Genomic DNA, 23612 nt, shown 5'->3' with positions numbered 1-23612 from the left:
CTTTTCAAGGTTCATGCTCCAGAAGAGCAATAGGTATTGTATATGCTCTTCGGATATTTTGCAAGGGGGGAAGGAAAGTTTTTTAAAAATAGTCTACCGGAGGAAGATAGAGACGTTCTGGAAAAATCTTCAAAGGACACACCATCACGACTTCCCGGTCCAGGACACGAGCAATACCCAACTCATCCAAAACGTCTTGATGGTGGAAAAGCTGTACCGGCTTCCCCAGTTTCCGAAGAAATGAAAGCACATGCACAGGATTTTCTTCGAAGAAAAAATCGAATATTTGGATTTCTTGATTCCGCGGTAAAAAGTACCCAATCATGGTTCCGTTCTTTCCCCAGAACGCTCCATTTTTCCCTTCCCGAAAACGCGCGCTGTACCGGTTCCAATGTTCTATTCCTCGTAAATACGAGTGGGTTCGCATCAAAACTAAGAGCCGCCTTTTTCGGTAAAAACCCCCATAACGTTCAAGAATTTCTCTGATTTGCGCTCTGGTTAATACTACTCCCTCTCCCCCTTCCGGCTCCAAACGGCCTATCCACTTCTTACACTCCACGAAACCAAAACGTCCATAAAAGGTCGGAATCTCCGTCACCAGAGTCAGAAAAGAAAAATCCTCCTTCTTTGTCTGATTGAGGGCTTCCTCAAGAAGTTGTGAAGCAAAACCTTGTCCCCGAAACGCAGGATGGGTCGCTACATTCGCCACACCTCCCCCAAGAATGGTCTTTTCTCCATCAGAGAAAAAACGCCGCATAATCCACAAGCACGAGACGATTTCTCTTCCCTCCTCCGCAAGCCATACATCCTCTGGACGGAAAAAAGGGTCAAATCGCAAAAAACTCCAGTAATATCCGGCTTCATCTTGAGGAAAAACCATCCGGAGCAGTCGAACCACTTTTCTAAAATCCTGTAAAGTCCCCCGTCGAATCTTCATCCCCATGATCTTACCCCACTTTAATAGGGTAAAAGATGAACTTTGGAATTCATCTTCTATCCTAGGTTAGTCCTCTTATTCCTGGTTTCCTTTTTCAAGTTCCCGGATTCGTTCCTCAATATGGGAAAGTTCTTGCCGTATTGCTTCAGCCCGTTTCCTCAAAAAATCGAGTTCTCCCCCTGCCGAGATCGGGTACCACCAGGATGGTGCTTCCCACAGCCCCGGATAGGCACACCGGGGAAATCCTCCTTTGTCCCTGCCCACGTAAGGCCAGGGAAGTGTGGCTCCTCGAAAACCAAATCTTCCACATCCAAACATCTTAATGACCTCCTTCCTCAACAGCTTGAATCAGTTTCTCAAACAATTTTAAGCTTTCCCGCACTTTTCGGCTCCAATCCCGCAAAAAAGTTCGCCCAGGTTCGGCGATGGTGTATACCCTTCTTGTTGGTCCTGGACCCTCAGTGTCCCAGGTTGACGAAACCAGACCATCCATCTCCATCATCCGCAGCGTCCGATAAAGGACACTGGGGTGACACCCGGTACTCCAATCCTCAGGGATTTCAAGTCCTCCAAAAGAGCGTACCCATAGCTCGGCCCCCGCAATAGAACCACGAGGACCGCCGGAATGAGAACCTCCACACCAATCAAAGGGTACCAAGAACAACCCCGGGATCGCCCCCGCATGGAAGCACTCCTAATGGTAATGGGAATGGTGACACGTATCTGCAAAAAGGCAAATCACCCTCTTTGTGCAAAAGAAGCATCCTCGAGACAGCCTCAGCGTCACTCTGTAAAACCATTACGCCTTTCCCCTGAAAATAAGCCATAACCCGAGGACCCATACTCCGAATCATGACCCCCTGAGAACCCAAGGATAGAATCTGAAACGTTCCTCAGCTCTGGCCACAATTTTGACTTCCAAAATTCCTACTCAGTCATCCAGCATAGTAACGTATGGGAATTGTCCAAAACGTTGAAAGGTTCCTTCGAATCTTCCATCATCCAGGTCAGGAATAACCATTCGCTCCCTCATGTCTTTGCTTTGAATTCCCATCATCAACTTTTACATACGACAATTATATTCCTTATGTGCAACTTGTTAATAAAAAGACAATATAGAAACCCCAATAACACGACAGGCTTATTTTACCCAGTTTCTACCAGATGTCCTGCCACGACCTTCGCTTCATCACCATCCGAACATAACCTCCATGAACCTCGTTTAAGAATTTGTAAGGATTCAGAACCCCGATGGAGTCACTTCCAGAAATGGTAATCTGAATTTATAATGGAAAAAACGGAAAGGAGAGGAAATAAAATGAAAAAGCTTGCCCTAGTGATGAGTCTTTTCCTGATTCTGGTTATATCCAACTCTTTCGCACAGGAGAACCCCGCGGAAGACCTTTATCGGATGGGCCAGGAACTCCTAAATGGGGGACAGTACAAAGAAGCTCTCGAGTATTTTAACCGGTCTCTCGAAATCGCACCCGACGACGTGATGGTCCTCAACGACAAAGGAGTAGCGCTCTATTTCCTAAACCGATACCGGGAGGCCATTGAAATTCTACAAAGAGTGCTGGAACTCGATCCGGAATACACCACAGCCTACTATAATCTGGGAACTATCTACCTTGAAATCGAGGACTACCCCCAGGCTGAAAAGCACTTGCTCGAAGCCCTCGAGCGACAACGAGATAACGGTGATGCTCACTATAATTTAGGTTTGGTGTACCTGAATAGTGGCGACTACTACAAGGCTTTGGTGCACTTTCAGGAAGCGTTTCGACTCTCCCAGAATCTCAATGCACTCAATAACTCTGGAAACTGCTATTACTACCTGGGGTTTTGGGAATTAGCAGAAGAAATGTATCAGAAAGTCCTGGATCAGGACCCTTCCTACTTCTATGCCTACTATAACCTGGGCAATGCCTACGCTGAGCAAGGAGAGCTCCAGAAGGCCGAGGCATTGTATAAAAAGGCCATCGACCTAGACCCGGAATACACTGACGCCTATAACGCCCTGGGGAACCTTTACTACACTCAGGAAAAATATCCTCAGGCCTTGGAAACATACCAGAAAACAGTCACTCTTGATCCCTTTTATATTTCGGGATGGTTGAACCTGGGTAATACGTACTATGAAATGGGGTACCTGTACCGCTCTATCGACGCCTACGAAAAACTCTTGGAACTCAATCCCAACGACCACCAGGTTTTAACCTACATTGGCATCAACTACATTGATCTTGGGAGGTATCATACAGCGATTGAGAAACTTCAGGAAGCCCTGCACATTAGGCCTGACTATGCCCCTGCATTCTTTAACCTGGGAAATGCCTACTTCAATATAAACGACCTCTCTTCGGCCGTGGCAATGTACGAAAAGGTGCTGGCTATCGATCCAGAATATTTGCTAGCCCGCTATAACCTGGCAAATTGCTACTTCCAAATGGAAAAATACCCGGAGGCCATTTCTGAATACCAGAAGGCAATAGAACTTGATCCCGATAACCCAGAGATTCATTACCAACTTGGACTTACCTACATTAAACAGGGAGCTATGGAAGAAGCAGAAAAGCAGATTAAAATCCTCACCGCACTTGACCCAAAACTCGCCCAAAAGCTCCGGCAAGAAATAGAATCGCGCGGAAGATCAGATTCTACTCTGTAAAACGGGCTTCTTTTCGTTCTCGTTTGAGGGCATAAAGCCGTTCATCAGCTAAACGGAATATTTGGGTTCGGTCTCTGGCTTCTTCCGGAAAGGAAGCTATCCCCCAGGACATTCCCACCTTAGGGAATGATTCTTCTAATCTTTTTTCGATTCTTTGTAGCACTTCCGCAACCGCCTCCGGAGCCACTCCCAGAAAGAGAATAATAAACTCATCACCACCATAGCGAAATACGAAGTCACTCTGGCGAACCGAGAAACGAAGTATTGTTCCGAATTGCTGCAGCACTTCATCCCCCTTCTCATGGCCATAGAAATCATTACACTCTTTAAAACAGTCAAGGTCCACAATCGAAAGCACAAAAGGAGTTCCCTCTCCAACCAGAGTTGATACTACTCGCTGGAGAGCCCTTCTATTTCCCAGACCCGTGAGCGGATCCCGGTCCGCAAGTTTTTCGAGATGGAGAAGACGCCGGACCATCGAACCCTGTCTTTCTCGGAAAAGCAAGAAGAAAAACCAAGTACTTGCCACCAAACCCAGAATGTACCATCCCCAGAAAACATTCTCCCGCCATAGAGCCCATACCCCAAGAATCGCAAGGAAAATGGTGCTGGCACCACACATCCAGAATGCTTCACGAAACTTTTCCCCCAAGAGAGACATCGCCGGAGAAAGGAGAAGGAGAAAGAGAAAGGGACTTTCGTACCACCCTGATCCCCCTATGAACGCTACCAGCAGAAACATCCAGACCAAAGAAGAAAGAGAAAAACCAATTTTTCCTTCGATCCAGGTCCCAACAACCAGAGCCCCGAAGGCAAAAAACGTGAGATACCACCGTTCTAACTTACTCACCAAAAGATATCCGGGAAGGAACACCAGAATGACAAGAAGGAAACTATATCGTCTGAGTTTTCCCAATTTTCTCCATGGCGTATAGAACTGAACCAAATCCATGCTCCCCCCTACGGTTTTTGAAAAAGAAGTGTACTCCCTTCGCCTCGAAAGTCAAGAAGGATTCGCAATGAAAATGGAGAAGTCGGAGTTTTACTCCCAGTGCTTGCCTTGAATCAGGTACTCTTTCATTTTCCAAGCCTCTGGATATCTTGGTATCCTGTAGAACAGTTCCCCAGAAAACAAAGGCCAAGAATTTGCCAATCAAACTCTAAGTCATCCCAGGTTTAGCGATGAAAAAGATACGAAATCCCTCCATTTCCACGTACTTTCTGGAAAACGTGATATTGGCCAAGACGAAATTCCTTTGCCGGCATCCAGAGCCACCACCAATCCATCTTCTGGAAGGTAGCTTTTATCTCATAAACTTCTTTCCCGTTGGGAAAAAATTAATTTTCATCCCATTTCTTCCCTAGTCGTAGTTCAATTGCCCACGCAAATGCAAATTCTGAAACACTACATTTTCAAAAATTTTCCCTTCCTCTACTACTCCCAGGTATCGTAATAACCAACAACCGCAGAAATAAACCTTGAGTGCTTTGCGAATTCCTGTACCTTTTCCCCGATGCAAAGGTCGTAAGAGCTCAATGCAACAGATTCCCCGAAGAAAACCCGTATACTCTCTAAGCGGAAAACGAACCATCCCCAGTTCCACAAACAACTTTTATCAATCAACTCTGCTTCCCACTGGAGTGCACAACAGAAGAATGAGGTCTTGCGCCACTTCATTTTTCCGTAAATCAGCAAGCCGGTTTACTCCGTCTGGAAAAAAGGGGCATAAATATCTTCCAGTGTTTTGCTTTCCTCTGCAACGCTGGATTCAAGTGCCACCCTTAGAAAACCACCAACTTGAAGATACGCTTCACCAGGAGGGGGGAATCGTTTCATAAAACATCCTCAAACGGGGATATCCATAGACCTATAGATTGGGTTTCCCTTGAAAGCGAGGAATTATTGAAACGTCAAAGAGCTCAAAAGATATTTTCACCCCGGTGACGACTCAGTAAAAAGATCCCTGAAACATGTACGCTTTTTCCCCGAAATCAGTCGTCAAACCCTCAAAAGTTTTTCGAATCACCTCATAGTTTTCCACTGCCACAGATCTAATTCAAGGGGTTTTCAAAATCAAGAAAAACTTTATTTTCAGAGGGAATACACCCATAGAGCTACCGATGCACAGTAGTTTTTTCCGGTTTGAGGCATTCCAGCAATGACAACGGTTCCTTTCGATAATATCTTCTGTAAACGATGGTCGCCATCCGGCTGGATTTTCAACAATACCATGTTCTCTCCATCTGAGTTTTGCGTCTTCAAGAGACTCATCCATTTCCACCCCCAAGACAAAAACCTCTGTGGAACGAAAGAACCCACTGACGCGTACTATAAAGTAAAGATTTCTACTTTCGGTGCAGGAAGGAAGGGGATACAATGAAAAAACTGGTGATTTTCATCCTGATAGGAGGGGTATTCATTTTCCTCTGTGGTGGATGTGTGGTGGGCAGCCTTCTGACAAACTTTGCTACTCTCCCGGTGGAAGAGCAAATGGTTCGAGGAATCAACGAATTTGGAGTACTCCTCCTCCAAGAGCTCTGGGAGGAAAAAGAAGAAAACCTTTTCCTTTCTCCAGTTGGAATTGAGATGGCCCTCTCTATGGCCGCTGCCGGAGCAAGGGGTAAAACCCAAGAAGAGATGCTCAGCGTCATGGGATTTTCGGGGATACCACCAGAAACCATCCGAGAAAATAATCTGAACCTGGTAAAGATGTTAAACGGGACCAGCAGCAGGGTGGAAGTGAGAACCGCTAACTCTCTGTGGGCTAGAGCAGGAATTCCCCTGTACGAGAGTTTCCTCTCCGATATTGTGAGGTATTACCAAGCAAAAGTAGAAACTGTCGACTTTGTCGACCCTGCAACGCTTGCCCAAATCAATCAGTGGGTACAACAAGCGACGCACTCCAAAATTGACCGGATTCTGAATCAGATTTCTCAGGATGCCATTTTGGTACTCCTCAACGCGATTTACTTTAAGGGAAAGTGGCTCTATCCCTTTGATCCCCAGAAAACCCAGCCTCTGCCATTTTTCCTACTTTCCGGAGGAACCAAAGATCTCCCTACCATGTGGCAAAAAGGAAAGTTCCGCTATACCGAGAACGACCGTTTACAGGCGATACGGCTTCCCTATGGAGATCAAAGTTTCAGCATGTACATCATCCTCCCCCGGGAGATGGATGGTGTGGAAGAGTTGCTCCACTCTCTGAGGGTATCGGACCTGGAAGGGATCATCCAGAGAATGAGCGAACAACAGGGAGAATTATACCTACCCCGTTTCACCATTACCTTTGAGGCAGTGCTGAACGAAGTCCTAAAAAACGCAGGAATACAAGATGCCTTTGACGAAATGAATGCCAATTTTAGCGGAATGCTTCCCATTCCACCGGTCGCCTACATAAGCGAAGTGAAACACAAAAGTGTTCTGGAAATCACCGAAGAAGGAACCGAAGCAGCTGCCGCAACCTCAGTAACCATTATTCTGACAGCAGCCCCGCCTGAAGAACCATTTGTGATGCGCCTTGATCACCCATTTCTACTTTGCATCCGTGATGAGCGAAATGGCCTTTTCCTCTTCGTAGGGGTGGTTATCGACCCAGAATCGATGTAGCCACGTGGCCGTACCCGAATCCCTGAGCGTCATCGCATGTTTTTTAACCTGATTTTTCTCGGGAATACCAGACAGTACAACAAAAGAATGGCATGCGCACACCGTAGGCCAAAAGAACCACAAAATCGTTGAGACCCAAAGCAAACTCCAAAGAGAGGAAAGTTTCCTCCTTCGACCATTTACTTTCCCCATCTAATCTGAAAAAATAGGAAAAAGGAGGCGATAACAGTATGGATTATGGACGGTTAAAAATGGAGGATGTAGTCTTGGTGAGTATTTTCCCCGGAGAGTATGTTCTGGAAACGCTAGAAGAGGTGATTCAAAAGGAAGGAATAAGGCACGGCGTTGTCCTCACTGGATTCGGAACGCTCTCAGAAGTTCACCTCCACTGGGTGATGACCACTGGCCTCCCCCCGGTTGAACATTTTGAAAAATATGAAGGTCCCTTTGAACTCCTATCACTGAATGGGGTAATCGTGAACGGTGTCCCGCACATCCACGTGGTGGTCGCGGACGTTAAGGGGGCGTATGGCGGGCATCTTGAGCACGGCAACAAGGTCCTTTATCTCTGCGAAGTGGCCCTAGGGGTCCTCTCGGATTTTCCCATGCAAAGGGAAGTGACTCCTGAAGGTTTGAAGCAACTTCGTTTCAGAAAGTAGGTGAGCACGATGGCACTACCAGAAAAGGAGTTTGAAACCAGATTGCGAAGAGTCCAGGAACTCCTGAAAGAGAAAAACCTCGATGCCTTGCTTATCTACTACGACGAACTCAACATCGCCAACGGGTGGTATCTTTCGGGATGGTGTCCTCAGTTTGAAAGTGGCTGTATTTTTGTCCCCCGAAGTAGCGAACCCATGATTCTGGGAGGACCAGAATCGGAACCGTTTGCTCACACCGATTCAAACGTCAAAAAGACCCGCAATATCCCCTCTTTCATGGTTCCAGGCGAAGAATATCCCAACGCCAGGATTTCTTCTTTCGCCGAAGTTTTTAAAGAGGTAGGCTTACAAAGAGGGAATGAGCGAATCGGCGCCGTGGGGTTCGCCAAAATGCCCCTTTCAGTGTATGAGCACCTCCGCGAAGAATTGGGCCATGTTGAATTTGTAGACCTCACCTCCGACTACGAAGGGTTTCGGGTAACTAAATCCTCCTGGGAAGTGCAGCAAATTCGCCGGGCCTTTGCCATGGCCGCCGAAGCCTTTAAAGCCATGGAGCCGCTTGTTCAGGAAGGTACAAAAGAAGTGGAGGTAGCCGCTATTGGAGAAGGAAAGGTCCGGTCGCTGGGTGCCAGCTGGTTTGCCTTTCAAACCATCATCGCAAGTGGTGAACGCACCAATGCGGTGGTTCCCACAGCTTCAGAAAAAGAACTCAAAATCGGCGAAACCGTGATGCTCGGTTTAAGCCCTCGCTCCAATGGGTATGCCGGAGTCTTCGGTTACACCACAGTGGTGGGGAATCATCCCAACAAAGCTCAAAGTCAGTGCCTCCAGGACCTACAAGAAGCCTATCGCATCACCAGGAACAACCTCCGACCAGGGATATCAGGAAAAGACCTCGACGCCGTCACTCGAGAATTTCTGATAAAACGCGGCTATGAAAAGTACCTGGTGTGTCCTTTCGTGCATACCATTGGCCTCATGGAAGCGGAGGGGCCCTTCTTTGGACCACACAGCGATATTCCTCTCAAACCAGGGATGACGGTTTGTATCGATGTAAGCGTCTTCGGTATTCCGGAAGTGCATGGCGTCCGGTTTGAAAGTGGATACCTCATCACCGAATGGAGGTCCGAACCCCTTTCGCCCTTCATGGAGGAGAAAATTTTAGGAAGAAGAACAGGTTGATCCCCGGAAGGGAATTTGATGCGCCTATTGTATGCCCGTAAAAGACCGAAATCAAACTCCAGGAATGCAAAAAGAACATCAAAACCATGAACGCATTGGAAGCAGCTGATTGACGCTCTGATATTCTGTGCTTGATTTTTTCAAAACTCTGTGGTATGATAACCCTTGCTTTGGAAAACGACGCGGGGTGGAGCAGGCAGGAAGCTCGTCGGGCTCATAACCCGGAGGTCGCTGGTTCGAATCCAGCCCCCGCTACCAGATCTCTCAAAAAGCCCTTACTCCGGTCAAGGTAAGGGCTCCTTCCTGAATAGGTTTTCGCCAAACTGTGGCTGAAGGGTTTTCTTACTGCTTTACAGAGTAAAACTAGTGGTCTCACCTTCCGAGCGCTTCCCAAGATGAAAAAAACCGAGTTTCTACGAATCGCAATCGAGAACACCTCAACCCAGAAATCAAAAACCCAATACTGCCCTCTTTAGCGAAAAAGGGAGCAACGACTAATGACCACTTCAACCACTTCCTGGGCCAAAGCAATAGCACTTTGAGCAGCCTCTACGGTGTACACCCGGGCAGGAATACTCTCTAAAAGACCGTTAGGGTAACGGGTAGGAATATAATAACTATCAAGGATAACCCATCGTTTTCCCCTGGAAAGAAAAAGCGGATCATATGCTCCAGCAGCCTCACAGAGCCTTCCAATAGAGTGTCCCAGGACGATTTCTTCCCCTTGGGCATACAGATATGCTTTAAGCGCTTTTTCTCCCACTTGCTGGCTCAGGAAACAAACCAGATAATATCCACCTCTTTCTAACAACTCTTTTGCCCATTTCAGGTCCTCTTTGGCCTGTTCGAGCCATCTTTGACCCTCATCTTTGGGATTTTTTCTCATAAAGCACTTTTCCTTCTTCCAGGATCTGTCTCAAAAACGGTTGTTCCTTCCACCGTTCCAATTCTAAAGGGGTATAAACTAGGACATCATAGTCTACCGGTAGGAAGAGTTGTTCGTAGATGAAAGTCGTTCGAGCAAGAATATCGAGTCGAGTATCCATCACCACCAGGATATCAAGGTCAGTCAAAAGGTCCCTTCTCCCCCGAGCATACGAACCAAAAAGAATAACGCGCTCCACTTCTGGCAAACGGGAGAGTACTTTGACCATTCGCTGCACCGATTCTTCCAGTTTGGTTACATACGCCTTACGCCTTACTGCGAAATCCACGGATTTCACCTACTACTTCCTATCTTCATTATACCAACTCTCCCTCCCCATCAAGATGAATCGGATTACTTTGAATTATCCAAAGCCTCTCTGCACGTGTCATCGAAGTGCTGATGAGTGGTTTCTTTTCACCATTTTTCAACCTCAGCAACCATAAACGTATCACGTTATCGTTAGAGGAAAACGGTAGAAATTGGCAAAAACACTACGATTCCCGCAATTGCGTAGCAATGGTTTCTAGCAGTTCCTGGATCTCCCAGCTCTCCCAGAGGTTTTCCCCTTGAGCCAGCGTTTTTCGGACCAGGTTTTCCAGTTCCTTAAAACGTTCCGAACGCAAAACGAGAGGAGTTTTATAAATAAAAACGCTGGTTGGGTCTTTTTTCCCCAGGGCGAGACGAGAAAGCACCATTACCAGAGCCGTCGACCGGGCACCAGCATAACTTAAGTCATACCGTTTCGCTTCCCGTACTTCTGGGGATACATCGAGAATCACGCGGTTTCCCTCCCCGATGTGCAGAAGATACAATCCCGGTTCTTTTACCGTCACCCTGTAACGTCCACTTACCCTCGTCTCCCCTTCGGTGACCACCTGGCCTGTCCTCATGTCGATGACCTCTACGGGGACAAAGGCAAAAAATCGCTCGGTGATTTTGCCCGACTCTCCCCTTACCGGGATAAAGGCTCTTCCAGTAAGAGTGATCTGGGATTCACCAGGGAAGGCGACCGGAATGAGAACGAGAAGGAAAAGGAGAACAAGAGATAAACGTAAAATGGAAGCTTTCCGCACCATCGTTTTATTACCTCCACAGGATTATACTTCAGGGAGCAACAAAGCGTTCCATCACCTTCACTGGAGGAGAACAAAAGTGGAACGGGAAAAATACACCCCCCCTTCCACTTTTGCAAATTATTCGGTAGCCAAATCGACAACCGTGATGACTTCTTCATCGTTATTGACCACGAATGCTTTGGAATCATCCCCAGAGAGGACGATGGCCCACGGTTTGAAGCCCAAATCAAGCGTTTTCACCACCGCTTGCGCGGCAACATCAATCACCGAAATGCTCCGGCTGGTATTATTGGTCACATAGGCAAAACGTCCATCATGGGAAATCGCAATGTACCAGGGCCATTCGCCAACCGGAATTTCTCGAACCACCTGAAGGGTACCCGTGGCAACCATGGAAACACTATTCGACTTGGTATTGACAACCAAGACATAGTCACCCTGGGGAGTAACGGCAATATCCCACGGCTTTTCACCCACGGCAATTCGTCCCACTTCCCTCCGTAAAGCAAGGTCAATGACCGACACATTGTTCGAGTCGTAATTCGTAACCAGAGCTCTTGAACCATCGGGAAGAATGGCCATACCATATGGAGAAAGGTCCGTAGCAATACTTCCAATTTCCGTGTTCTGGGTGACATCGATTATGGACACGCTGTTCGGTGTCCAGTTTGCCACCAGAAGGAACTGGCCGCCGGGAGTAAAGCACAAGTTTTGTGGCGAACCCGTAACCCCGATACGTCCTACTTCTTCCCGACTTGGTACATCAATGATCGAGACGTCATTCGATTGCGAGTTGACCACGTAACAGATACTTCCATCTCCGGAGAGGACCAGATTCTTGGGGCTTTGCCCGGAAACCACTTGTGCAAGGACCGTACCACTTGGTATATCAATAAAAGCGACCTCGTTTGAATTGACGTTGGCCACGATGAGGTTCTGCGCATCCTGAGTTATGCCTACTCCCCAAGGACCCTGACCTCCTGCGGGAAGATTAAGGGCAAACAAAGGATTGAAACTCATCACCAAGAACATCCCCAGTATCCCCATCCAAAACACCGTTCTCATACTCAAGCCTCCCTTTCTTTAGTTTTCTCTCCACTTACTCATTTGGAATAAACGCGACGGATTCCAGGTAATCTCGCTGTCCATCAAATCGGCGTTGTATTTGATATCTGCATTGCCAGTAAAGTCAATGTGATGCGCCACCACCGCTCCAAAGATTCTGGAATTACCGGCGATTTTTAAACTGCCATTTGGTGCAAAAAAGACCCCTGTAACTTCTCCATTCCCGGTGACTTTCGACTCGTCGCTACTGAGTGAAACAAAAGCAATGTTCGCAGGCTGATTCAGTTGATGCGACATATTTCCAGTAAGGTCAATGATGCCTTCCGAGACAATGATCCCCTGTCCTTTGATGGATGCATTGCCGTTTATTTTCACTTTCCCTCTGACGTAAATCACCACATCGTCACCCAGGGTTATATTGGAGTTTCCGTTCAGAGTGAGATCCCCATTAATGTACACGTTACCAAAGGTAATCGTCTGGTTTCCGTTGTAGATTAATCCCCCAGTATAAATGGTGCCAGTTTTTGCCTTGTCTTCCCAGGCTTTTCTTTGGGCTTCCTCGATGGTGGGAATGTCCTGCCGATAGTCTGGCCCTGCAAACCTCCCTCCCCCAATCGAAACGTTCCCCTGGACGGTGATACCCCCGGTCAGAGCAGAGGAAACCGAGCCAGTCACGCTGGTATTACCCTTGAGAGAAATCCTTCGATGCCCATAGACATTGCCCTTGGCTTTATTTTCGTTGGAACTGTACACTCGAGAGTTCCCAGTGAGCTCAAGATCGGTATTGGAAGCCAAAGCGTTTCTGAAAATGGGCGGAAAACCTCGATTTCTCTGCAACTCGACCACCACTTTTTTAGTTTTGGTTGCTGCAACGCCCTCACCCTCGATGACTCGTTTACTTGGCGCAGGGACAGAGATGGTAAATTTGTACTGTCCCAGGAGGACCTGAGCACCATCATAAACACTGGTTAACCCCTGTGGGGTAACATTATCCCAATCTCCGCGTAGTTGCTTAATTGCTTTGTCTATGGCCATTTCAGCTAAGTAGTGGGCTTGCAGTGATGCCGTGGTAGCTCGGGCACTGCGAGTACCACTGGTAAAAAGGAAAGAAGCTGTCGTAAGGAGGGTCGCCAAAACAATGATGGTGAACAACGTAGTAATTAACATTGAACCGCGGTCATCAAATCTCACTGCTTCACCTCCTTCATGAGGATGGATTGGGATTCCGTTGTAAAACACTGGTTTTAAAATCCTGCACTTTTCCGCCAACTTCGACCGTAATGGCAATATGAATCAGGTCGCTACTCTGTGAAACCGTAAATGTGCTAATCCCCTGAACCATAATCCGCTCTTGACCATTAGCTGAACAAACAATGGCTTTCATGGTCCTCCCACCTGCCGAAAACTCTTTGGACCCATAAACCATTGAAGAAGCACCGTCTTGGACGATCGTCAGTACTGATTCACCCTCCACTTGAACCATAGCGGCATTACGAATTTCACGCGCCACTTCGGCGAAAAACCGATTTACCTGGTTCACCACCACCTGTTGATTCACCTGGCTTTTACTCTCCGGAAGAAGGTATGCCGGACTCCCAGTGAGCTCTAAACGCATTCGAAACCCCAGGGAAACAATGATCGCGTAGATGACAAAGGTAAGAAAAGAAATGATTCCCACCGTAATGATGGTTTCTAAAAGGGTGAACCCGAATGAAGATCTATCGAGCCTGGAGAAGATCATTGATACCTCCTTCCACGATGGTGGTCATTACCCGTACCGGTGGCATGGTCGATTTCCACCGTATCTTGAGTTCTACCATGTACTCATGAGAACGTTCCGATAGAGTCAGTGTGGAAAAATCCAAAACATTGGGAATCACAGCCGTGAATGCGGCCCATTCCTCAGGAGGTACATCCATGTATTGGTAAAAAGCGTTCAAGGTGTTACTCCCCCCAAGATACGTCGCCAGTGTTTCAATACTTTTCCCGTTTTCAGCCCGAAAAGGGAGCGTTCGCAGCCGTTCCATGACATCGTGAACCAGAGCGGCACAAGCCAACTGTTCCCGGTTACTGGCCCCAGTACGCAAATTGGTCGAAAAAAGGACCGAGGTAGCCGTGATTCCAAAACCGAGGATGGCAACCACGAGGATCACTTCGACCAGGGTTACACCTTGGTCTTTGGGTTTCCTTTCCTGGCGCCCTGTGGTTTGAAGAAGCATCCATCGTTCCAAATTCCTCCACACGCCCCTCCCTCTCCTTTGTCAAAAATGGAAAAAACGAGAAAACATTTCTCATCCGGCTCATTTATCCGCCAAGTGGGGTATGATTAAATTGTACTCTTTCCGCAAACCTTTTTCAAATCCTCCTTGATTGTGTTACACTATCACTTAAGGATGTATTTTTATGCCAAAGTGGGAGGATACCAACCATGAAAGAACTGGCGATTTTGACTTTTTTTCTGGTGTTTTTTCTGACCGAAATGGCGTGGGCCCAAGGAAAGATTGCCCTTCCCGAGCCAAAAACCAAAGGGGAAATGTCCGTGGAAGAAGCCTTGTTCCGACGTCGCTCGGTTCGGAACTTCCTGGACGAAGCTTTGACCGTACCGGAACTTTCCCAGCTTCTTTTTGCCGCTCAGGGTGTCACGGAAAAAATCTACGGTTTTCGGACAACACCCTCAGCCGGAGCCCTGTATCCCCTGGAACTCTACGTGGTCGTAGGCAAAGTGGAAGGAATTATCCCAGGGGTGTACCGGTATCACCCAAGGGATCATGCCATCGAAATGGTGACCGAAGGCGATCGAAGAACAGAACTCTTTCATTCAGCACTCTCCCAGGAATCGATTCGGGAAGCACCGGTAACCCTCCTTTTGAGTGCCGTTTATGAGCGTACCACCCGACGGTACGGAGAGCGGGGCATCCGCTACGTGCATATGGAAGTAGGACATGCTGCCCAGAATGTATACCTCGAAGCACAGGCTCTGGGCCTTGGAACGGTCGCCATTGGAGCCTTCCGGGACGAGGAAGTAACCCAGATTGTCCAATTGCCCCGAAACCAATTACCCCTGTATCTCATGCCGGTGGGAAGACCCAAAAACGGGCACTGAGTATTTGACCAAAAATACGGTATCGTAACCAGCTGGTTTTTTCCGGAAAGGACAGATACGAACACTCCCAACGAGGGGAAAAATCCAAGGGATTGAGCTCCACAATCCTTGATAAGGAGCCTCTTTCTTCAGCGCCGCCCTTGCTTTCTCTAAACCCCCCTTTGGCTTTTTCCCCTCATCCGTAACGGAAAAGGTATGCTACAATACCAGCGATACCTTAAGAAAGAGGTGGAAACGGTGAAAGGGAAAGTCGCCCTGGTGACAGGAGCCACGCGAGGGATTGGGAAAGCCATCGCTAAACTTCTGGCGAAGAAAGGCCTACACCTTGCCCTTAACGGGCGCAATGAGGAAACACTCCAAAAGGTAATCCAGGAAATCGGGTTTCTGGGTGTGGAGGCGATCGCCATTCCGGGAGACCTGAGCCGGGTGGAGGTCCCAGCTTTGCTGGTTCGAAAAACCATAGAACGCTTTGGAAGGTTGGATATCCTTATCAATAATGCCGGGGTAGCCTTATCCCGACCGATTGAAAAAACGACAGTCGAAGAGTGGGACTTCCAGATGGCGGTGAACGCCCGAGCCCCATTTTTGCTTGCTCAAGCGGCGATTCCGTACCTGCGCCAGTCCGAAACACCAACCATCATCAACATTGCTTCGGTGGTGGCGTATAAGGGTTACATCAACCAGGGAGCCTACACGGCGTCAAAACACGCCCTTCTGGGACTGACCAAGGTTTTAGCTCGGGAATTGCATCCGGAAGGAATCCGGGTGCATGTCATTTCCCCCGGAGGGGTGGCGACCGACCTCATTGGGAACATGCGCCCGGACATCCCCCCGGAAACCCTGATTCAACCGGAAGAAATTGCCGAAATCGTGTGGTTCTTACTCAGTAGTCAGGGAAACGCTGTGATCGACGAAGTGAATGTCCGTCGGATTTCCAACGAACCATGGAAATAGGAGAAAGGGTGAACCCACAATGGAACTGGCCTTGGGTGTCAAAAGCGACCCCATTACCTACCGGTACTCATTTGACTGGTTATTTGACCTCATGAAAGACGAAGGAATCACCTATCTACAGCTGGGAACTTTTTTTGAACTCTACTCTCTTCCTGATCGCTATTTCTTAGAGCTTCGAGAAAAAGCCGAAAAACGGGGAATCGTCATCAAAAGCCTTTTTTCTGCCTACCGGGAACTGGGCGGATTTTTGTCCCTGGACCCCCTCCAGGAAGAAGTGACCTTCCGTCATTACCTTCGCCTTATGGAAGTTGCCCAGATGCTGGGTGCTTCATCCTGTGGAGGCTGCATGGGAGCCATCCCCAGGGATAAACTGGAGAGGCGTTCGAAGCGGATTGAAAACTACCTTCGCCGGGCCATGGAACTCATGCACTGGGCACACGATTTGGGAATCGAGTGTCTTACTCTGGAGCCCATGTCCTGTTACGCAGAACCTCCCTGTTCGGTAGAGGAAGTACACTGGATTGGGTCAACCCTGAATGAGTACCACCGACAAAATCCCGAAACCACCTCTACCTTTGGGTTTTGTGCCGATGTCTCCCACGGATGGGTGAACGAAAGGGGGGAAATCCTCGTTGACCATATGACCTATTTTGCCGCCTCTTTTCCCTATCTCTGGGAATTCCATTTCAAAAACACCGACCGGATTTTCCACCAAACCTTCGGGTTTGAACCCGAAAACTTATCCCGGGGGGTCGTCGACGTGTGCAAGGTGCGTACCCTCCTTCTCCAAAACCAAGCGCTCATTCCCCAGAAACATCTGGTGGGATACCTGGAGCTCCCGGGACCCAAACTGGGCCGGGATTACTCCGATGCCCTTTTAGAGCGGATGCTGCGGGAATCACTTCGATACCTTCAAAAGACCTTTCTAAAGAACGAATCCTAACTCCCGTTGACGAAACATGGTCTTTTTCACTACAATGTAAAAAAATCCTGAAGGGGTGTACGGTGAGCACGGGCGAGTGGGAAAGACTCCCGGTGCGGGTTTTCCAGCGTGGGAATGAGGAAATTTTTGTTCTTGACCTGGTTGGAAATCTCTTGGAAGCGGTGGAAAAGAGTCCACTCTTCTTCCGGGAACTGGAACGCCACCGGGTCGGTGAATCCTTTGAAATCGCCTTTCCCCTACAGGGGAAGGTACGAGCGAAGCTTCTTCGCCTGGGAGAAAAACTCCTTGCGGTTCTCTTCCGGAGTTCTTTTCACTTTCCCTTCAACACCCTCATTGAAAACGATAGCCGGGATGTTTTCTACCGGCTCCATCTTTTCCCGGAACGGTACTTTGAGTACGTCAGTCCTTCGGTAACCTCCATTACCGGCTATACCCCTCAGGACCACTATGCTGACCCTGACCTGGTGCTTAAAATTATCCATCCTGACGACCGAAAAATCCTCTCTGAAATCGCCGAAGGAAAGTGGTTAGGGAAACCACTTTCCCTGCGCTGGGTGCGAAAAGACGGAACCATCATCTGGACTGAACAGGTGAATGTACCAGTGTACGATGAGGTGGGAAACCTCATCGCTTTGGAGGGTATTGCTCGGGACATAACCGAACGCAAAACGCTTGAAAACGCCCTTCAAGAAAAAAGCCAGGAGTTCGAGTGGCTTTTGGAGCACATGATTAATGCGTTCGCGGTGCATGAAGCGGTGTTTGACGAAAGAGGGTGTTTCGCGGACTTTCGTATCCTCTACGTGAATCGGGCCTACGAGGACGTTGTGGGGGTAAAACGGGAAATCATCATTGGCCGCACCGCTCGGGAATTGTGGCCGGACATGGAAAAGGAGTGGTTTATGCATCTCGGGCGGGTAGCCCAAACTGGAATTCCGCAAACCTTTGAACTCTATCACTCCTCCACCAGGCGGTACTACCGCTGCCGTGCTTACCGCCCCTGGAAAGAAGGGAACCGTTACTGCGTGGTTTTCGATGACGTGACTAAAGAGCAGCTGACCCTGGAACGAGCAATTGCCCTAAAGCGCTCACTTCTGGCCATCCGTAACGTCAACCAGCTCATCACCCAGGGAGAAGACCCCCACACCCTCATTGCGGGTGCCTGCCAGAAACTCACCGAGGCTATGGAAATCGCGTATGCCTGGATTGCCCTCCTTGACGAGGAAAATCAGGTTACCGACTTTGCTGTTAGTGGCGAACCATTTAGAGGTGAAATCAACCGGTGGTTCTCTCAGGGAAATGTTCCTTCCTGTGTACACCAGGCGTTAAAATATGGTCCCATCCTTTTTCGTCAACTTCATCTCTCCTGCCCGGAATGCCCGCTTTCGGCTCTCAACCCGGGATATGCCGGTGTTATCTTACCACTCTCTTTCGAAAAGCGGGTGTATGGAGTTTTGGGAATGTCCATCCCCACGACCCTCGCCGACGACCGGGAGGCGCAGGACCTGCTCAAAGAAGTGGCCCAAGACCTGGGTTTTGCCCTGTACAAAATCGCCCTGCGGAAAGTCCTCCGGGAAACCGAAACCCGCTATCAACTCTTAGTGGAAAACATTCCCGGGGTGGTGTACTTGTGCGCTCCCTCTTTGCCCTGGACGATGCACTACCTCAACGACCATATCGAAGACCTCACCGGGTATCCCAAGGAGGAATTCCTAGCGGGTCGAATCACCTACGCTACGCTCTGCCATCCTGAAGATATTCCAGAAATGGAAAAGCGTATCACCCAGGCTCTGGAAACCAAAAAGCCTTTTCACCTTGTGTACCGTCTGCGTCACCGGGACGGAAGCTGGCGCTTTGTGGAAGAATGGGGTGCGGGAATCTTTGCCGGGGAAACCGTGCAGTACTTAGAGGGGTTTATCCAGGATGTCACTACCCGCGAACTCGCTCGAGAACGCCTGGAATATATGGTCACTCACGATTCACTAACCGGTCTCTACAATCGACAATTTCTGGAAAATCTTCTGGAGAGTGAATCCCTTTCCTACCCTGTGGGTCTTATCCTCTGTGATATCAATGGCCTGCGCCTGGTGAACGATGCCTTCGGTCAGAAACGGGGCGATGAACTGCTCTCCTCCACTGCCTTGCTCTTACAGGATTTAATGCCCAAACAGGCTCTACTGTTTCGCTTTGGAAGTGATGAGTTTTTGAGCCTCATTCCCAAAGCTTCAGAAACGCTTCTTCGTGACCTGAGCCATACCTTACGGGCCGGTTTGGGCAATATCCACCTGCAGGGAGTTCCCTTGAGTCTTTCGATAGGATGGTCTCTCTGGGAAGACGGAAGTGAACCATTCGAACAGGTTCTGTCCCGGGCTGAACAGTGGCTACACCTTCGTAAACTCACCGAAACCCAGAGCGCCCACTCGGCCATCCTCAACCTCACCATCCGCTCCTTGCGGGAAACAACCCAGGAAACCGAGATCCACGCCCGGAGAATGGTGAAATTAGCCCGGCTCCTGGGGGAAACACTCCATCTTCCTGAAAAAGATCTAGAGGAACTGGAGTTCCTGGCACAGCTCCACGACTTGGGAAAGATTGCCATTCCACGGGCCATCCTTGATAAACCTGGTCCTCTTACCCCCGAAGAATGGGAAATCGTCAAGCGCCACCCTGAAGTAGGCTTTCGTATCGCCCAGGCCTCACCGGACCTTGCTCCCATTGCCCCAGCCATCCTTGCCCACCACGAACGCTACGATGGCACCGGATACCCCAGGGGGTTGCGGGGCGAAGAAATTCCGTTACTGGCCAGGATTCTGGCTGTTGTGGATGCCTACGATGTCATGCGTTCCGGCCGTCCCTATAAGCCTCCCATGACCGAAGAAGAAGCGCTGGTCGAACTCCAGCGCTTTGCCGGAACTCAGTTTGACCCTCTGGTGGTCGATACGTTCATCAAAATCATCGAGGAGGCAGAAAGATGAACACCCCACAAAGACCCCATGGTCCACTGCGCAAGGTTCTTCTTTCCGGTGAAAAGAACCAAGCACTCGCTGACTGTATGCGTCAGAAAGGGTTCATACCCCACTACGTTTCGGAAACACACCTTCTCCATGCCATCCTCCAAGATGGCCCTTTCGATTTTCTCTGTGTTCTCGGGACCTTCATGTACCTTGTAGCGCTTTTCCTGGAAGGCATCCCTGCCTCCGCCTGGATTATTGACCGGCAACGCCGGATTCTCATTCAGAATCGAGCTGCCGAACGGGACTGGAAAACAAAAGCGGGCGATTTCTGTTTTTTAGCCATTCATGGGGGATTAGCACTTCCCGAAAACGATCGGGAATTAGCCTTAGCCGGAAAAGTCCATTCGAGGATGAAGTGTATCTTTTGCCGGACCGACGAAGCTCTGGCAAAAGGAGAAACAGTCCGCGCTGAAATCGAGTGGCAGGAACGCGCTTTTGACGTTTTCTAAGTACCCTTCGGAAGCGATCTTTACCTCCACCATGCCCATGATGTGACCCTTTACCGGCAATTAACCGAAGAAGTGAAACGCCTGGCAAACACTGACCCCTTACCGGTGTTTATAACCACCGCGCTTCTACGGAAATGTTGGCTCAGGAAATTAAACGTGCTGAACGTTTTAGAAGGACCTTTTCTCTGTTGTTCTTTGACCTTGATCAATTCAAAATGGCGAACGACACCCTAGGACACATGAAAGGCGATGAGTTACTGAAAGAAGTGATTACCGAGATTGGTGCCAGTATTCGTGAAATTGATACCATCGCTCGATTTGGAGGCGATGAATTTATGATTTTCTTTCCTGACATTGCAACCAATGAAGCCGAAAACGCCATCAAGCGAATCCGAACCCTCTTTAAGACCATAGGAAAACGTCATGGTCTTCCCCTCGACATCAGCTTCGGCCTCGTACAGTACACTCTCGGTGATAACCTCTCGTCTCTCCTTCACAAAGCCGACGCTCTGATGTACCAGGAAAAGGTAAAAAAGAGGTCCCTTCTTCCCCAATGAAGGTCTCCCTTCGGTTTTCCCGTTGATTTTGAGTACAGCACAGCCAGTATGATTGGATCACGACGCAGGACGCGAATCCAAGTATTGTTCCACCCTGCATTGCCGCCAGGGAAAAACCCAAGTTACGGATGAGACAGCTTTTTCTGCAGAAACTTTCCCATTTCCTGGTCAACGTTGAGGATATGGTTTTTAAGCCAATCCACGAGCACCTGATTCACCTGGACCACAAGACCCAGACCTGGGCCTTCGGCTTCGGCTTTCTCTCGGAAACCAAGAAAGGTCTTGACAAAATCCTGGTGGATTTTTCGGTGCATGGGGAGAGCCGGATAATCATACTGTTCCATATAGCGTTCCTCGGTGGCAAAGTGCTCAACGACATAACGACCCAAAAAGTCAAAAACTTCGGGAAGAACATCCTTACCAGATCCCTGAGAACAGGCGTTGAGCAAGCGGTTCATGGTCTGGAAAAGTTCCCGATGCTGACGGTCAATTTCTGAAACGCCAATCGCATACCGTCCCGACCATTCAAGCATACTCTCATACCTCCTTTGAAAAGGATTTGATGACTTCAATGACCATATCGTACCGTTCAAAAGGGGGCATGAAATAAATACCCGCCACAAAATCGTGAATGCGATCCACGATTTCACAGGCAATGGCGATACCCTCGCTTTTGGGATCCGACGCCTGAGCCATGCGGAGACGGTAATGGTCAGGAATGGTGATCCCCGGGACTTCATGGTGGAGGAATTCAGCATGGCGGGCAGAACGAAGAGGAAGAATACCCCCCAAAATCGGAGGAAGTGTTCCCGGAAAACGGTCCAGGAAACGTTCCAACACCTCCGAGTCGTATATGGGCTGGGTGAGGATGAAATGCGCACCACAGTCAATTTTTCTTTTCAAGCGTTCCATTTCCACCTCCAGGTCTAAAGCCCCGGGTTCAGGGCCACCCCAATGGTAAAATTGGTGGCTTGACCCAGAGGATTACCGGCAAAGTCAATCCCCTGGTTGAGGCGAACCAAAACCTGGATGAGGCCCTCAGAATTAACTTCAAAAACCGGGCGCACAAATGGATGGTCACCAATCGAGGGAGGGTCACCGGTGAGAGCCAGGATATTTTGCACCCCCAAAGCGGCCGCGCCCAAAAGCTCGGATTGGAGGGAAATCAAATTTCGGTCACGGCAGGTAAAGTGCACGATGGATTCCACCCCAAGTTCCCCTTTGCGGAGATGGGCCAGGGCAATGGGGGCAATCCGCATCCGGGCCATAGGAGAATCAGAGATGTTCACCGCATCGATATGCACCGCCATAAGGGAACGCACACCTTCTTGAACCCGGCTCAGGTCAATACCCTTGGGAGGATTGATTTCCACGGTGACCACAAACTGTTTCCCCAATTTCTCAGCTAAAGTCGACCGAGTAAGCGAGGGTTTTTCCCAGAACTCTTCCCGAAATTCCAAAACCTCTAAGACTGGAGCGGTCTGGTTTTCCCGCAGAACCCGGGCTAAGGCCTGAATGTGTGCCGGGGTCGTGCCACAGCATCCCCCGAGGATTTTTGCTCCCAGAGCACGGAAGGTTCCAGCAAAGGAGGCAAAGTACTCTGGAGGAGCTCCATAAACCATCCGGCCCTGGACCATCTGCGGATATCCGGCGTTGGGCTGAACCGAAAATGGTCCAGGAAGGTGCCGGGCAAACTGCTCCAAGATTTTCACGGCATCCTGAGGACCGCTTCCACAGTTCATCCCCACAACACAGGCACGAATACCCCGGAGAAAGGCGGTGACCTGGTGAACACTTTCACCATAGGGCGTAGTCCCATCGGGAAGGAAAGAAAACTGCACGAGGTACGGGATATCACTATCCAGTGATTCCAATACCTCAAGGGCAAGACGGACTTCGTGAGTGGAAACCATGGTCTCAAAGAGTATGGCGTCGACTCCGGATTCAAGAAGCGCTCCAATCTGGCGTTTATAGTTTTCCCGGGCCACACCATCGCTCACCCCAAGCCCTCCCCCCACCGGTTTTCCCAGAGGACCGACACTTCCGAAAATATAGGTATTGCGCTGGGCCACACTTCGCGCTAACCGTACTCCCTCCTGAATGATTGCCTCAACCCTATCCTCAAGCCCAAATGCCGAAAGCTTCAGGGGATTCGCCCCGAAGGTATTGGTTTTGAAAATCTGGGCTCCGGAAGACCCGTACTCACCATGAATACTCTGAACCAGTCCTCCATGGGTAAGGTTGGCAAGCTCAAGCGGTAAATCCTGGGGATAACCCCGCCGCAAGAGCTCTGTTCCCATGGCTCCATCAGTAAGACAAAAGGGAATGCTTTGGAGAAATTCTTCGAAGGATTTCACCACGGTTTTCCTCCCCATGTTTTTGACCATTGTAAAATGAAAAACTGTTTTTTAAAAGAGTCAAAACTGGTCCATTCTCTCTTTGGTCGAAATCCGTATTCCCGTTCCATCTC

25 protein-coding genes, 1 tRNA gene and 1 pseudogene are annotated in these 23612 nt (G+C 49.1%); 11 read left to right on the top strand and 16 right to left on the bottom strand.

Annotation, left to right across the window (positions count from 1 at the left end):
- Positions 1 to 82: 82 nt before the first annotated feature.
- The 4 genes from ABDK92_01355 to ABDK92_01340 form a co-directional block, all read right to left on the bottom strand.
- A complete protein-coding gene (locus ABDK92_01355) occupies positions 83 to 937 on the bottom strand; it encodes a GNAT family N-acetyltransferase (protein ID MEN3185269.1) in 855 nt (284 codons plus the stop codon).
- Between the two features lie 75 nt (positions 938 to 1012).
- Positions 1013 to 1255: an rRNA methyltransferase gene (locus ABDK92_01350; GenBank protein MEN3185268.1), complete on the bottom strand. Its 243-nt coding sequence runs from the start codon at positions 1253 to 1255 to the stop codon at positions 1013 to 1015.
- 1 nt (position 1256) lies between these two features.
- The gene (locus tag ABDK92_01345) at positions 1257 to 1430 is read right to left on the bottom strand and encodes a PadR family transcriptional regulator (protein MEN3185267.1); all 174 of its coding nucleotides are present in this window, start codon (positions 1428 to 1430) and stop codon (positions 1257 to 1259) included.
- 5 nt (positions 1431 to 1435) lie between these two features.
- Complete coding sequence (locus ABDK92_01340; protein MEN3185266.1) at positions 1436 to 1666, bottom strand: hypothetical protein; 231 nt, start codon at positions 1664 to 1666, stop codon at positions 1436 to 1438.
- A gap of 589 nt (positions 1667 to 2255) precedes the next feature.
- Between ABDK92_01340 and ABDK92_01335 the strand changes: the two genes are divergently transcribed.
- Complete coding sequence (locus ABDK92_01335; protein MEN3185265.1) at positions 2256 to 3608, top strand: tetratricopeptide repeat protein; 1353 nt, start codon at positions 2256 to 2258, stop codon at positions 3606 to 3608.
- Here ABDK92_01335 and ABDK92_01330 read toward each other — a convergent pair.
- Both ABDK92_01330 and ABDK92_01325 read right to left on the bottom strand, forming a co-directional pair.
- Positions 3598 to 4560 (bottom strand): GGDEF domain-containing protein, encoded by a 963-nt coding sequence (locus ABDK92_01330; protein MEN3185264.1) that lies wholly within the window; start codon positions 4558 to 4560, stop codon positions 3598 to 3600. The two genes, ABDK92_01335 and ABDK92_01330, sit on opposite strands and share 11 nt — an antisense overlap.
- 1140 nt (positions 4561 to 5700) lie before the next feature.
- Entirely contained in the window at positions 5701 to 5880 is a 180-nt protein-coding gene (locus ABDK92_01325; protein MEN3185263.1) for a hypothetical protein, read from the bottom strand.
- 105 nt (positions 5881 to 5985) lie between these two features.
- Between ABDK92_01325 and ABDK92_01320 the strand changes: the two genes are divergently transcribed.
- The 4 genes from ABDK92_01320 (at position 5986) to ABDK92_01305 (ending at position 9314) form a co-directional block, all read left to right on the top strand.
- Complete coding sequence (locus ABDK92_01320; protein MEN3185262.1) at positions 5986 to 7215, top strand: serpin family protein; 1230 nt, start codon at positions 5986 to 5988, stop codon at positions 7213 to 7215.
- A gap of 230 nt (positions 7216 to 7445) precedes the next feature.
- Positions 7446 to 7874 (top strand): PPC domain-containing DNA-binding protein, encoded by a 429-nt coding sequence (locus tag ABDK92_01315; protein ID MEN3185261.1) that lies wholly within the window; start codon positions 7446 to 7448, stop codon positions 7872 to 7874.
- Between the two features lie 9 nt (positions 7875 to 7883).
- Complete coding sequence (locus tag ABDK92_01310; protein ID MEN3185260.1) at positions 7884 to 9056, top strand: Xaa-Pro peptidase family protein; 1173 nt, start codon at positions 7884 to 7886, stop codon at positions 9054 to 9056.
- A gap of 181 nt (positions 9057 to 9237) precedes the next feature.
- Positions 9238 to 9314 (top strand) — tRNA-Met (locus ABDK92_01305).
- Between the two features lie 214 nt (positions 9315 to 9528).
- On the opposite strand, the gene ABDK92_01300 is transcribed toward ABDK92_01305, so the two are convergent.
- The 7 genes from ABDK92_01300 to ABDK92_01270 all read right to left on the bottom strand — a co-directional run bounded on the left by ABDK92_01300 (position 9529) and on the right by ABDK92_01270 (position 14368).
- The gene (locus ABDK92_01300) at positions 9529 to 9942 is read right to left on the bottom strand and encodes a HEPN domain-containing protein (GenBank protein ID MEN3185259.1); all 414 of its coding nucleotides are present in this window, start codon (positions 9940 to 9942) and stop codon (positions 9529 to 9531) included.
- Positions 9920 to 10279 (bottom strand): nucleotidyltransferase domain-containing protein, encoded by a 360-nt coding sequence (locus tag ABDK92_01295; GenBank protein MEN3185258.1) that lies wholly within the window; start codon positions 10277 to 10279, stop codon positions 9920 to 9922. Before ABDK92_01295 ends, ABDK92_01300 begins: the two co-directional genes overlap by 23 nt.
- 196 nt (positions 10280 to 10475) lie before the next feature.
- Positions 10476 to 11060, bottom strand: a complete 585-nt coding sequence (locus tag ABDK92_01290; GenBank protein MEN3185257.1) for a hypothetical protein — start codon at positions 11058 to 11060, stop codon at positions 10476 to 10478.
- Between the two features lie 117 nt (positions 11061 to 11177).
- Positions 11178 to 12125: a beta-propeller fold lactonase family protein gene (locus ABDK92_01285; GenBank protein ID MEN3185256.1), complete on the bottom strand. Its 948-nt coding sequence runs from the start codon at positions 12123 to 12125 to the stop codon at positions 11178 to 11180.
- Between the two features lie 18 nt (positions 12126 to 12143).
- Positions 12144 to 13316 (bottom strand): hypothetical protein, encoded by a 1173-nt coding sequence (locus ABDK92_01280; GenBank protein MEN3185255.1) that lies wholly within the window; start codon positions 13314 to 13316, stop codon positions 12144 to 12146.
- 13 nt (positions 13317 to 13329) lie between these two features.
- Positions 13330 to 13866 carry a hypothetical protein gene (locus tag ABDK92_01275; GenBank protein MEN3185254.1) on the bottom strand — a complete coding sequence of 179 codons (537 nt, stop codon included), beginning with the start codon at positions 13864 to 13866 and terminating at the stop codon, positions 13330 to 13332.
- Positions 13844 to 14368, bottom strand: a complete 525-nt coding sequence (locus ABDK92_01270; GenBank protein ID MEN3185253.1) for a type II secretion system protein — start codon at positions 14366 to 14368, stop codon at positions 13844 to 13846. The genes ABDK92_01275 and ABDK92_01270 overlap by 23 nt, the downstream gene beginning before the upstream one ends.
- A 185-nt stretch (positions 14369 to 14553) precedes the next feature.
- Here ABDK92_01270 and ABDK92_01265 point away from each other — a divergent pair, with 185 nt between their 5' ends.
- From ABDK92_01265 to ABDK92_01240, 6 genes and pseudogenes are all read left to right on the top strand, one after another.
- Positions 14554 to 15228, top strand: a complete 675-nt coding sequence (locus ABDK92_01265; protein MEN3185252.1) for a SagB/ThcOx family dehydrogenase — start codon at positions 14554 to 14556, stop codon at positions 15226 to 15228.
- Positions 15229 to 15465: 237 nt separating this feature from the next.
- Entirely contained in the window at positions 15466 to 16182 is a 717-nt protein-coding gene (locus ABDK92_01260) for an SDR family oxidoreductase (protein ID MEN3185251.1), read from the top strand.
- A gap of 19 nt (positions 16183 to 16201) precedes the next feature.
- Positions 16202 to 17125 carry a TIM barrel protein gene (locus tag ABDK92_01255; protein MEN3185250.1) on the top strand — a complete coding sequence of 308 codons (924 nt, stop codon included), beginning with the start codon at positions 16202 to 16204 and terminating at the stop codon, positions 17123 to 17125.
- A 62-nt stretch (positions 17126 to 17187) separates the two neighbouring features.
- A complete protein-coding gene (locus tag ABDK92_01250; GenBank protein MEN3185249.1) occupies positions 17188 to 20097 on the top strand; it encodes an HD domain-containing phosphohydrolase in 2910 nt (969 codons plus the stop codon).
- A complete protein-coding gene (locus ABDK92_01245; GenBank protein ID MEN3185248.1) occupies positions 20094 to 20585 on the top strand; it encodes a hypothetical protein in 492 nt (163 codons plus the stop codon). The genes ABDK92_01250 and ABDK92_01245 overlap by 4 nt, the downstream gene beginning before the upstream one ends.
- 107 nt (positions 20586 to 20692) lie before the next feature.
- Positions 20693 to 21142, top strand: a pseudogene (locus ABDK92_01240) (GGDEF domain-containing protein).
- A 122-nt stretch (positions 21143 to 21264) separates the two neighbouring features.
- On the opposite strand, the gene ABDK92_01235 reads toward ABDK92_01240, so the two are convergent.
- The 3 genes from ABDK92_01235 to ABDK92_01225 are packed head-to-tail and all read right to left on the bottom strand — an operon-like array spanning position 21265 to position 23502.
- Positions 21265 to 21675 (bottom strand): bacteriohemerythrin, encoded by a 411-nt coding sequence (locus ABDK92_01235; protein ID MEN3185247.1) that lies wholly within the window; start codon positions 21673 to 21675, stop codon positions 21265 to 21267.
- Positions 21676 to 21679: 4 nt separating this feature from the next.
- A complete protein-coding gene (locus tag ABDK92_01230; protein ID MEN3185246.1) occupies positions 21680 to 22054 on the bottom strand; it encodes a methylenetetrahydrofolate reductase in 375 nt (124 codons plus the stop codon).
- A gap of 14 nt (positions 22055 to 22068) precedes the next feature.
- Positions 22069 to 23502: a bifunctional homocysteine S-methyltransferase/methylenetetrahydrofolate reductase gene (locus ABDK92_01225; GenBank protein ID MEN3185245.1), complete on the bottom strand. Its 1434-nt coding sequence runs from the start codon at positions 23500 to 23502 to the stop codon at positions 22069 to 22071.
- Between the last annotated feature and the right edge of the window lie 110 nt (positions 23503 to 23612).

It is taken from the genome of Atribacterota bacterium, from assembly GCA_039638595.1.
Classification (GTDB): Bacteria; Atribacterota; Atribacteria; order Atribacterales; family Caldatribacteriaceae; genus Profundicultor; species Profundicultor thermophilus.
Note: the sequence above shows the minus strand (reverse complement) of the source record. Positions and strands in the feature narration are given on the sequence as shown.

Coding starts and splice junctions, on each gene's coding strand:
- ABDK92_01355 (MEN3185269.1), bottom strand. CDS start 937: ATGAAGATTCGACGGGGGACTTTACAGGATTTTAGAAAAGTGGTTCGA.
- ABDK92_01350 (MEN3185268.1), bottom strand. CDS start 1,255: ATGTTTGGATGTGGAAGATTTGGTTTTCGAGGAGCCACACTTCCCTGG.
- ABDK92_01345 (MEN3185267.1), bottom strand. CDS start 1,430: ATGGATGGTCTGGTTTCGTCAACCTGGGACACTGAGGGTCCAGGACCA.
- ABDK92_01335 (MEN3185265.1), top strand. CDS start 2,256: ATGAAAAAGCTTGCCCTAGTGATGAGTCTTTTCCTGATTCTGGTTATA.
- ABDK92_01330 (MEN3185264.1), bottom strand. CDS start 4,560: ATGGATTTGGTTCAGTTCTATACGCCATGGAGAAAATTGGGAAAACTC.
- ABDK92_01325 (MEN3185263.1), bottom strand. CDS start 5,880: ATGAGTCTCTTGAAGACGCAAAACTCAGATGGAGAGAACATGGTATTG.
- ABDK92_01320 (MEN3185262.1), top strand. CDS start 5,986: ATGAAAAAACTGGTGATTTTCATCCTGATAGGAGGGGTATTCATTTTC.
- ABDK92_01315 (MEN3185261.1), top strand. CDS start 7,446: ATGGATTATGGACGGTTAAAAATGGAGGATGTAGTCTTGGTGAGTATT.
- ABDK92_01310 (MEN3185260.1), top strand. CDS start 7,884: ATGGCACTACCAGAAAAGGAGTTTGAAACCAGATTGCGAAGAGTCCAG.
- ABDK92_01300 (MEN3185259.1), bottom strand. CDS start 9,942: ATGAGAAAAAATCCCAAAGATGAGGGTCAAAGATGGCTCGAACAGGCC.
- ABDK92_01290 (MEN3185257.1), bottom strand. CDS start 11,060: ATGGTGCGGAAAGCTTCCATTTTACGTTTATCTCTTGTTCTCCTTTTC.
- ABDK92_01285 (MEN3185256.1), bottom strand. CDS start 12,125: ATGAGAACGGTGTTTTGGATGGGGATACTGGGGATGTTCTTGGTGATG.
- ABDK92_01275 (MEN3185254.1), bottom strand. CDS start 13,866: ATGATCTTCTCCAGGCTCGATAGATCTTCATTCGGGTTCACCCTTTTA.
- ABDK92_01265 (MEN3185252.1), top strand. CDS start 14,554: ATGAAAGAACTGGCGATTTTGACTTTTTTTCTGGTGTTTTTTCTGACC.
- ABDK92_01255 (MEN3185250.1), top strand. CDS start 16,202: ATGGAACTGGCCTTGGGTGTCAAAAGCGACCCCATTACCTACCGGTAC.
- ABDK92_01245 (MEN3185248.1), top strand. CDS start 20,094: ATGAACACCCCACAAAGACCCCATGGTCCACTGCGCAAGGTTCTTCTT.
- ABDK92_01235 (MEN3185247.1), bottom strand. CDS start 21,675: ATGCTTGAATGGTCGGGACGGTATGCGATTGGCGTTTCAGAAATTGAC.
- ABDK92_01230 (MEN3185246.1), bottom strand. CDS start 22,054: ATGGAACGCTTGAAAAGAAAAATTGACTGTGGTGCGCATTTCATCCTC.